This window comes from Synechococcus sp. BIOS-E4-1 (assembly GCF_014279995.1).
In the GTDB taxonomy this organism is placed as follows: domain Bacteria; phylum Cyanobacteriota; class Cyanobacteriia; order PCC-6307; family Cyanobiaceae; genus Synechococcus_C.
Genome location: NZ_CP047935.1, coordinates 2497634 through 2507036 on the forward strand (window position 1 = coordinate 2497634; position 9403 = coordinate 2507036).

The following is a 9403-nucleotide window of genomic DNA, read 5'->3' on the forward strand; positions in this document are numbered from 1 at the left end:
AAAAAGAAGGGGTCGAAGCTTCTGGCTAGAGGCGCCCTGGGGCCATTTGCTCTAGGTGTCGGGTTGTTTTCTCCTAGGGCACCTAAGGCGGTGCAAACGGAGCGGCGATTGGCGTGACGTATCTGAGGTGTACCTAACCAAACGACCAACCCAGGTCATTGTTGAGACTGTTGGAGCAGGGGCCAGAAGTCAGTCTGCTTCTGCGATCTGCGCTGGTGGAGTGTCAGCTGTCAAAGCTCCTCCGATCTCGACAAACATACTTTCGTCAGCGAACACACATATGGCAACCAGCCATCCTGCTCATTGCCTTCACCGGCAAAAAATCCAATAGTGAAGACGGCTTGCCCAAGCTCAGATGAGGGGCAGTAATGACGACGCCTCGAACCGCTGCGAACTGGTCTCTAGCCCTGCTGTTGGTGCTTGGCCTAGCGCAGCCTGCTGCAGCCCTGGAAACCGTAACCATCCGCAGCTGCTACGACGGCGACACCTGCCGCAGCAATACCGGCGAAAAGATCAGGCTGGCTTGTATGGACACACCAGAACTGCGTGGTAAGTGTGCCAACCCTGTTCCTGCCCAAGCAGCACGGGACTATCTGCGCGGGCTTGTCGTTGGCCGTGGCGTAGGCATCAGACGCATCACCAAAGACCGTTATGGCCGCACGGTGGCTGAGCTGTTTGTGGATGACTGAAACGTGCAACAGCAACTGGTCGCCTCTGGCCATGCAGACATCTATTGGAAGTACGCGCACCAATGCGGGTGGACGCAATGAGCACCTCCGTCGCCACTTACTCCGGCTGCTATCCCGATGAGGGCACTCAGGAGCTGACCCCGCTTGATCGGGGTGGCAGGCATGACGACTTACCCGGCGGGTGCCCAATGCCGGACTCATCGTCACGTGATCGCAAGTTCTCAGGGAGCGATCACATCGTGATGTTGATCATTGCGGCAATGTCGTTTGGTGTTGTCGCTGACATGATTGCCGTCTTGGTGTCGCTTGCGGACATCCACTTGACTTTTGATCCTGTTCACCCACGTGGCTGACATGACGATCTGCCCGGCGGTGATGGCGGTGTCACCGGGCTCGTCGTCATGCGACCTCCCCTCACAAAGCAGCCGCGCCGGGATGTTGGCCGTCTCACCAGTGCTGATGTGGTGCCGCTTGCGCTGATCTGATCGACATTTGAGCGCAGTAATTATTAGTTAAAGACAATTCACCGTCGCTGAAAGGGTGGTGAAGGCCCATCCCCCAAGCGAGCGATTCACTGTCCAGCTGGACCCGGACAGCGCGGGCAGCGAACGCCGTTACGGATATCCGCTTTACATTCCGCAATGAGCCGCTTAACATTTATTCAATATCAGAAGTCTCATGTTCGGCACCACCGACCTCCTAGTTCTGATCGTCAGTTTCGGCGCTGCTTGCTTCACGCTCAGCCTTTACAAGGCAGCTGGGCTCAGTGATCGGCTGACTGTCCAGGTTGAGACGGAAAGTTCGGATTAAATCTCTGCGAGAGTCTTTCCACTCCAGAAGAGGTCAAAGACCATCGACAGTCTCGTAATTCTGTCCATCAGCACTGTTTTCTTGGCGCTGATGGCGATCAGCTCGCAGCTCTACAGCCGCGAGGCCGAAGGCTGAAAGTTCCCGCATGCAGGAAGCTCACCAGACCGAAACCCAAAGTGAGGGGATGCTCGCCTAAGTATTTATAACTACGACGTATCTGTTCGCCGTTCTGCACTGTTAGCTCGTCTGAGGACGGGAAAGTTGAAGACGCGTCGATCTGAGGAGGGTGGGGCCCTCCTCTTTTTTTATCTGTCCATTGCAGTTTTGTCATCGAAACCCCCCGATCAGGTGATGCGCCCACCCCTGGCCTCCGGGGATGGTGGACTCATCAGCTACGAATCGATGAACCCTCGGGAAGAGATCAACACAAAGGCATGGGGACTCTGGATTTCGCCTCGCGAAGAGGACATCCAAAACCAGAAACAACACATCAACACCCGCACTGAAAGCAGTTCGAGCAAGGGCCACAGCAACGTGACGCTGGTGAAGTTCACCGCCGAGGTGACCATGGGCGCGGATCTCTACGCGGAATGGGCCAAAGACGGGAAATTCAACATGCACGCCGCTGAATACGTGATCAACAAAGAGCCATAGATCCATCAGCGCAGCTTCTGCATCAGCTGAGTCATCAGCACGAGCGCATCGCTTAGCGACACGCAGACCCGTGCATCAAGAGCTGACTGCTCCGGCATCGCCTCCAGCTGCTCACGGACACGACCAAGCGAGCGGAGCATTGCTGTGGATCTCAGCCGTGGCTCTGCATCCAGCTGCTCCAGGAAATCGGTCGTGTCGTTGCTGCAGTCGGGGCGACCACTGAACGCGTCCCACACCGTTGCGGTTGGCGTGGGTTCAAGAGGAAAGCCACTGATGCCCCCATCAGCAGCAGGTTCGACGGGCGCCCTTTCGACAACGATGCCCCCAGGCTCGATGTCTTGAACGGGTGGATCCACCACGTCGTTCAGAAGCCTTGATCTCATGCTCATGCCATTGCCCCTGCGGGTTGTCTCGTCTGTTGCTTCATTCGTTCCAGGCGCTCTTGAACTAATCGCCTTGGGTCGAACTCTTTTCTTGCTTTGGCTCGTTCCTGCAGGTCTCGATCTCTCAAGAGACCAAGCCACAGCTGTTCGTAATCACGACGCTTTGCCGCTTGCTCCCATTCCTTATTGAGCTGTCTGTCTCTGCGGGCTTCTGCATAAGCAGACGCCTTCAACAACAAGCGCAGTTGAGTCAGCTCAGCTGGTGAGCCAATGCTGTTGTCGATGCGTTTGTAAGCCCACTGGACAACACCATCAGCGCCGCCAAGCTCATAAATCCCAGCAATGGTTGCGGTGAATCGCTTGGTCTTGCCTGCTCGATTGAACTTCAGATGACGAGTGACCGCTTCCTCAGAACTCATTGCAGGTTTACGGGCTGAGCCCTTGTCAGACCTTGTGGCTCTCATGCACCAGCCCCTTGGCGCTGCTCGGCCATCAGCGCTGCATCACGCTTCTGGCGGCGCACGTATTCAGAATCCATCCGCCCGGCATGAACACCATTCGGGAACTGGATCTGCAGCTCTTCAGCAACGGCATCCACCAGCGCAGCGAACTGCGATCGCCACTGCTCGCTGACGGCCGTCGTCGCCATGGTGTTGACCTCACCTCTGGTGATCGGATCAGTCCAGGCATCGGTCTGACCCTCCAAGTTGGCGAGCGACACCTCAAGCTTCTGCTGACGGGTTTCACCAGCCACCAGCTGCGCCTCAACTGCGTTGCCCCTCTGCTCCATCAACGCCGTGGTGCTCTTCACCGATCCCGACAACGCATCAATCGCAGTCGCCTGTGCTTCGAGCTGATCGCGATGCTCCGCTGCAGCCTGCTCACGCTCTTGCTGATGCTGCGCAGCCTCCTGACCGGCTTCAGCCCTGATCGCCGACAGATTGGTGACCTGCTGCGCGATCGCTGCCTCTTGCTCCAGCAACGCCGTGGATTTATCGGCCTGCACCTGCAGATCCATCTGATCCATCCGCCGCTGCTGCGCTTCCACCAGCGTCAGCAACGTGGCCACCTGGCTCTCCAGCACCTTCCGCGCCTTGCGTTCTGAATCCAGTGCATCCAGAACACCATTGGCGACGGTGGCAACAGTGTTTTCATCAGCGGTCTGCTGCTGCCGCTCGGCTATCAACTCCTTAAACCGCTTCTGATCCGCGGGGGAGAGATCGAAGAACTCTTCTGGATAACGATGACCATCACTGCCCTGAATAAACCGACCGCTGGGGGCTGCTGACGGTGCAGCAGCAGCAGGAGTGCCGAGCACTGCAGGTTCAGCAGGTGCCTCCACTTCGCCGAGGGCTCTCCTACGAGCGCGATCAACAGCACCCGCCGGTGCCTTCTTGATTGCTTTAGCCATCAGCTCATCACTCCCTGACGCTGCTGTTCACGAGCCGCTTGCTCTGCGTCCTCTGCAGCAATCAGCCGCTTCGCCTGGCGCTCATCACCACCAGCACGAACCACAGCGTTCTGGAAGCGCTTCTGATTGGCGCCGTCTTCCAATGCCTTCAGCTGTGCCTCAAGGCCCTTCTCTCGCTGCTGCTGAAACTCAGCAACGAACTCAGGATCATGCGCCCACAAATCAGCCTGCGCCGCAGCACTTAACTCCTCTCCACCCTGTAGCTCCGCAATCGTCGCCACACTCAGCGATCCACCAGCAGCAACGCGCCACCTAGCAGCCTGCGCTGGGTCAATCTCTGCCATCGCTGCCTGCAACATCCCCGCAGTAGATCCATTCTTCTCGAACGGATTACTAGGGCTGATCTTGCTCGAATCAATGCCTGCCATCTTGCAAGCTTGATTCAATAATTGAATCTGCTTTGGTGTCATTTTCATGTGGGCTGCAATGTCCCATTTACAACCCCATTCTAAAAAGTCGGTTTTATCTATCTCTGCTCAACTGCGCTCAATCGTGCCAGGCATTGGAGGCTGATTTATGAGATTAGTCAGGCTATTAAAAAAACAAAAAACCCTGACAATGCAGGGGCTTCAGATTGCTAATATGAGTTGAATACATTACCTCACCTATACGCATTTATAATCATCTACCACACCTGTCTGATATAAACTCCCTGCGGTACATTTACCACCAGCCACATTTTCCAATTCTTCTTCAGAAAGCTTTTGTTGAACCTGTTTCAGGTTATCAGCAGAGATACTAAATCCCGCCTCTTTCGCAATCGCAAGAACTGCGTCTGAATCAGCAGCAGCAGCAGCTGCAGCAGCTTTTAGCTTCTCCTGAAGGCTGGTGTCAGCTTTGACTTTGGCGAGGAATGCCTTGAGTTGCTCTTCTGACATGGGTATTAGGTCTATTCAGCAGTCATAGCAACAGTCTGCTGCAGTGTCTTTAGCTAATACATACTGCGCTCAATCGTGCCAACGAGTCGGAGTTGATTTCTGCCGCTGAACGAGTATTGGCCGAAGTTGCTAGTCAATCCAGATACTCAGGTTGACCATCAACATCACTTGAACTTAATTAAAGGGGTTTTATGCACGTACCATTTGGCCCCTTGAATGTGGGAAATATGCAACTCCCGTCGCTACCAGCATCGCCCTCAACTGATCCAAAGTTGCAGTTGTCGTTGTCATTTTGGGGACCACAGGTAGCCGCAGCTTGATCGTCAGGTGGACCCTGGGGGGGCGGGGGTAATCCACTGATGTCCCCAGAGCCGCCTTCAGGAGTGCAAACAGTGCCTGAGTTTGCGCCTGTGCCTTCTACACAATCACTAAAAAGGGCGTGATCGTAAACCCTGATAGTGCGATTGCTTGGAGTTGTTATCAGGGCATTAATCACAGGTAGCTCTTGAACTTGCTTGCGCTGGTCTTCTGTAGATGAACCACCAAAGCGAACTTCAATGTCAGCTGAAACTCTGGTATCGAAAGCTTCGTCATAGGAGATGTTTACCCCTGCTGTTAAACCACTGCTGATCTCATAAGCCAAGCGTCCGAGCACACCAGAAGCATCAGCCTTACCTGAATCACCATTTTGGTAGTAGTAACCAACAGAGGCATTCAGCTCAGGAATGATGAAGTAGCCAACATCCAATCCATAAGTATCCAGAGCACCACCGGAGAAAAACCAGTTGAGTCTTTGCTCAACTTCCCCAATAGGAACCAGGGCGTAGGCATTGAAGTTCCAGTTATTGGAGACCGCTTCTGCATTGACTGCCACCTGTTGAAAGAACGCACTCTTCTCAGTACCAATGACATTGATGCCTGTATCGGTTCCACCCGTATTCATCGGGCGGCTGTCATAACCAGCATTCAGTCCATACATCCAGCTGCGGTCACTGTTTAACCAGCGATAACCAACACGCGTGGAGGTGCTGACGGTGGTGCCAGCAACATCAGTGTTGATGATGCTGCTGTAGCCCTCACGATCAGCGAAGTTGGCATTGACCAGGGCATCAACGAACCACGCGCTGTTGTCTCCAACAGACAGTGGCAAGAACCCACCAATACCTGCTTGGTTTGGTGTTCCAGCACCTTGCAGTGCGCCCTGGAAGCCAAAGGTCGGCTTGACCACATCCTTAAGGCTGATGCTCATCACATCACCCAGATCCTCTGCACTGCCGTCCTGTGCCTTTAAAGGCAGCGGGGCGATGGCAACAGCAGAAGCCAGTAATCCAATGGAAAGGCGGCGAAGCATGGATCAGGCGTTAGTCCGCGCATGATGCCGGGCTTTGCTTGGTTGCGCCCGTAGGCCCTAATTACTGTCACTTCTCAGGTGGGCATGATTTCCAAGTGCCAGAAGGTGTTTGCTTAGCATCTTTCAGTTGCCAACAGAAATTTAGCCAGTGAACGTCGAGAATTAACTTTCGCTTTCTGCGTGCTGTGATCATGGAAAGTTCTTTGCGTTGATAAGAATTCATATCACTGAATTCTTCCCTTAAAATATGATTTTGTGTTTCATACAATTCTATGGCTTCGATCGCAGACACGTTTTCGATGTAGTCAGAAAAGCTTTTCATTTTTTCTAGTCCGAGGGGTATCTTTTCGGTCTATGCCCCATGAATGCCGCTTGGAAGAGGGGACATCCGCCCTCAAAGTTCGGTTTCAGGACCTTTTCGGATTGGTTCATCAGGAGCAAATTCCCCAGTTTCAATTCCATGTGGAGGTCCTCCCTCCTGGACCTCTTCACCATCTCCGGAATCAATCGGATCCACATCACCCATTCGGGTGGTATCCCACCCGCCTGCCTCCCCCGTTTGGGTAGCTCATAGGGATTTCATCCACACCAACAGTCCAAAACACCGGTGCTGCAGCCTTGCTCACCTTGCCTTCCCTTTCATCACTCACACCCTTTAACGCTGCTGCATTAGGCCATAACCGCGCTTCACCATCCAATACCTCGAGCACTTCCTCACGCCGTACCATCCGCCGAATTGCACCTTCCATTGGTGCAGCAAAACTCACCGTTTTCAGCATCCTTTTAATCCTCACATCCACCCACTGCGGTAACACTCTCATCACCTCCCCATCAATCTCCAACATCTCGCCGTCGTCATCACATAACGCCAGCCCAAACTCAGCCAACGTCACACTTCCGGCCAACCTCACAACATCACCGTTCTGGATATTCATCACCACACTTGCCCCATTCGACTTTTCGCGCTGCCCGTCTTCCACTTAGCCCGCCACCACTGCACGCCATAACGGACCGCATCAAGGCTGTGATTCGCACAACCATCAGCAATGCGCTCCACATCCCGCGGATGCCTCGGCAGCGTTGGCCATGTCGCCATCAACCCCTGGCATGCCTGCGTCCACATCAGCCATGGCGTTTCAGCATCACGACCAGCCGCCTGCAGCATCGTTCTGACCAACGCCAAGCCATTGGCCTCCCGTGCATTCATCTTTCCCGCACGCACCAACGGACACCCAGCAGCTTTGAAGTCACCTGCAGTGCTGCCCCGATCGCTGCCAGTCGCGTTAAACACCGCATCGTCGGCAACCACCTTTGTGGTGCCTGGCCTTAAGCCCCACCTGGCCAGCCATTCAATAATTCCCACCGCTTGCTCGGCATTGCTCAGATAAGTGCCGCGGGTCCAGTCCCTTTGCCCGCCAGCCGTAGAGCTCGCCACATAAAACTCATCCAGCAGCCAGATGCTCCCCCTCGGTGCACCCTCTGGGTCAGGCAGGCACAGATAAGCCACCGTTGGTGCGCTGCAGCCCCAGTCCATGCAGACGAACGCACGCTTCAACTCCTGCTGTGGGATGCCTCCAGGCCGCACATCACGCAGGCTGCGCCGCACACCAAAACTGCTGCCGAAAAACGCTCCTGCAATGTCGACATCCAGCCGCCCATGCAGCCACGCATCCAAAAGTGCAGGGTCATCAGCTGCTGCAACCTTGATGTTCCGGATGTACTGATCAATATCCAGATGCTGATTTGAGCTGGCCGTGAAGCTCGCAAAGATCGTGTGTTTGCCCAGGTCTTCGCTCCAGAAGCGACTTGCCTTGCCTGGCTCCGGATAACCCGCAGGGATTCCATATCTCGCCTGCAGCCATGGGTGGGCAGGGCCTCCAGGGTTGCCCAACAGGATGGTCCTCGTCGGCACTCCAGCAGGGCCCCTCAACGTGGCTGCTGCCATGTCGATGAAGCTGCTGTCGAAGTGGTTGCCCACCTCGTCGTGCATCGCGCAGATGAACGATCGACCCTGCAGCCTGGCCAGTGCCTTCACTTGCTCAGCTGGGCCTGCACCGGTGTAAGCAAGCTCGAGCTTTCCGTAGGGCATCGACTTGCCCCCCAACCGGAAAGTCATGTCAGCTGAGCTGTAGGTGGTCCCTGGGAAGGCCACGGTGAGATAACGCCAAAGCAGGCCCTGGAGCTCGGTGAGTCCCTGGAAGGTCTGACGTGTGACCAGTGCTGAGAACTTGCCTTTGAAGTGGGCTGCATCCCTGGCCAGCACCATGGCGATTCCCCAGCTTTTTCCTGTTCCTCGGGCCGAGATGATGCACAGGTCATCACCAAATGGCGCATCCAGCATCAGCTGTTGCGTGAGGGTGGGTTCCTTGATTTCAGGTGCCTGTGGCGCGGGTGCGGTTGTGGTCATCAGAACAGTTCCGGTTGGACGCGTTCAGGGGCTGTAACGCCTCCTCTAGGCGTAGGTGCTTGCAGTTTTGGACTTGCTTCTGCAGGCATCAGCGTGCATGTGCTCTCACTTTTGCTCTCACTTACGGCCACATCGACCGTTTCTGACGCACTCCAGCGGTCAGTGAAGGAAGCGCCATCAGCAGGGGCAGAAAGCTGGATGACAGTTGCCTGCTGTTGAACCTCATTGGCGCGATCGGTGATGCCCAGGAATTGAGCCCATCGGTCAGCAGACCTGGCCAATGCCTCCGCGGTGCGGGGATCGATGCCCTTGGTGCGGCGAACCTCTCGTGAGCCATCGCTGCGTTCGATGGTGACGATTCGACCCTCATCGACTTGCCGTGCAACTTCACCCGCAAGCATTCCCAGCGTGTTGGCGAACAGCTGATCAATTTCTATGCGGCGTTCGTCAATGTCGATGCCTTTGTCGATGACGTGTTGCTTGCCGCGTTGGATTGCGTTGTGAGCAGTCTGCGTGGATTTGATGCCCAGTTCTTCACAGACCCCACGAACAGAACACCCCTGCAAATTGAGTTCATAAGCGCGAATGTCTCGTTCAATCCGAGAACTGTTTGCGGTGGTTTTATTGCCTCTAGGGCGACCTTGTTCCACGACCGTTTGGCGCATGGCAACAGATTAGCGAGTTCAGAAAGTTCTCCCTTAATCCCCCTTAATTCCCTCCTTGCTTCCAAGTGTCTGTCTGGTGTTTTGCGGATAAGGGT

General features: G+C 55.1%; 12 protein-coding genes. 3 read left to right on the top strand and 9 right to left on the bottom strand.

Annotated features, from left to right (window positions below):
* Window positions 1-368: 368 nt before the first annotated feature.
* The 3 genes from SynBIOSE41_RS13645 (at window position 369) to SynBIOSE41_RS13655 (ending at window position 2153) form a co-directional block, all read left to right on the top strand.
* Window positions 369-689, top strand: a complete 321-nt coding sequence (locus SynBIOSE41_RS13645; RefSeq protein ID WP_255475775.1) for a thermonuclease family protein — start codon at window positions 369-371, stop codon at window positions 687-689.
* Window positions 690-766: 77 nt separating this feature from the next.
* Complete coding sequence (locus tag SynBIOSE41_RS13650; RefSeq protein ID WP_186538301.1) at window positions 767-1042, top strand: hypothetical protein; 276 nt, start codon at window positions 767-769, stop codon at window positions 1040-1042.
* Window positions 1043-1823: 781 nt separating this feature from the next.
* Window positions 1824-2153 carry a hypothetical protein gene (locus tag SynBIOSE41_RS13655; protein ID WP_186538303.1) on the top strand — a complete coding sequence of 110 codons (330 nt, stop codon included), beginning with the start codon at window positions 1824-1826 and terminating at the stop codon, window positions 2151-2153.
* Window positions 2154-2158: 5 nt separating this feature from the next.
* Here the strand turns inward: SynBIOSE41_RS13655 and SynBIOSE41_RS13660 are convergent, their stop codons facing one another.
* The 9 genes from SynBIOSE41_RS13660 to SynBIOSE41_RS13705 all read right to left on the bottom strand — a co-directional run bounded on the left by SynBIOSE41_RS13660 (window position 2159) and on the right by SynBIOSE41_RS13705 (window position 9308).
* Window positions 2159-2542 (bottom strand): hypothetical protein, encoded by a 384-nt coding sequence (locus SynBIOSE41_RS13660; protein WP_222930545.1) that lies wholly within the window; start codon window positions 2540-2542, stop codon window positions 2159-2161.
* Window positions 2539-2955 carry a hypothetical protein gene (locus SynBIOSE41_RS13665; protein WP_186538307.1) on the bottom strand — a complete coding sequence of 139 codons (417 nt, stop codon included), beginning with the start codon at window positions 2953-2955 and terminating at the stop codon, window positions 2539-2541. The genes SynBIOSE41_RS13660 and SynBIOSE41_RS13665 overlap by 4 nt, the downstream gene beginning before the upstream one ends.
* Before the next feature lie 41 nt (window positions 2956-2996).
* Complete coding sequence (locus tag SynBIOSE41_RS13670) at window positions 2997-3947, bottom strand: hypothetical protein (RefSeq protein ID WP_186538308.1); 951 nt, start codon at window positions 3945-3947, stop codon at window positions 2997-2999.
* Window positions 3947-4375 (bottom strand): hypothetical protein, encoded by a 429-nt coding sequence (locus SynBIOSE41_RS13675; RefSeq protein ID WP_186538310.1) that lies wholly within the window; start codon window positions 4373-4375, stop codon window positions 3947-3949. Before SynBIOSE41_RS13675 ends, SynBIOSE41_RS13670 begins: the two co-directional genes overlap by 1 nt.
* 237 nt (window positions 4376-4612) lie before the next feature.
* On the bottom strand, window positions 4613-4885 hold the full coding sequence (locus SynBIOSE41_RS13680) for a Nif11-like leader peptide family natural product precursor (RefSeq protein WP_186538317.1): 273 nt from the start codon (window positions 4883-4885) through the stop codon (window positions 4613-4615).
* A gap of 178 nt (window positions 4886-5063) precedes the next feature.
* Window positions 5064-6236: a carbamoyl-phosphate synthase gene (locus tag SynBIOSE41_RS13685; RefSeq protein WP_255475778.1), complete on the bottom strand. Its 1173-nt coding sequence runs from the start codon at window positions 6234-6236 to the stop codon at window positions 5064-5066.
* Window positions 6237-6754: 518 nt separating this feature from the next.
* Window positions 6755-7216, bottom strand: a complete 462-nt coding sequence (locus SynBIOSE41_RS13695) for a hypothetical protein (protein ID WP_186538321.1) — start codon at window positions 7214-7216, stop codon at window positions 6755-6757.
* Window positions 7171-8643, bottom strand: a complete 1473-nt coding sequence (locus tag SynBIOSE41_RS13700) for a hypothetical protein (protein ID WP_186538323.1) — start codon at window positions 8641-8643, stop codon at window positions 7171-7173. The genes SynBIOSE41_RS13695 and SynBIOSE41_RS13700 overlap by 46 nt, the downstream gene beginning before the upstream one ends.
* Window positions 8643-9308: a hypothetical protein gene (locus SynBIOSE41_RS13705; RefSeq protein WP_186538324.1), complete on the bottom strand. Its 666-nt coding sequence runs from the start codon at window positions 9306-9308 to the stop codon at window positions 8643-8645. Before SynBIOSE41_RS13705 ends, SynBIOSE41_RS13700 begins: the two co-directional genes overlap by 1 nt.
* Window positions 9309-9403: the final 95 nt, after the last annotated feature.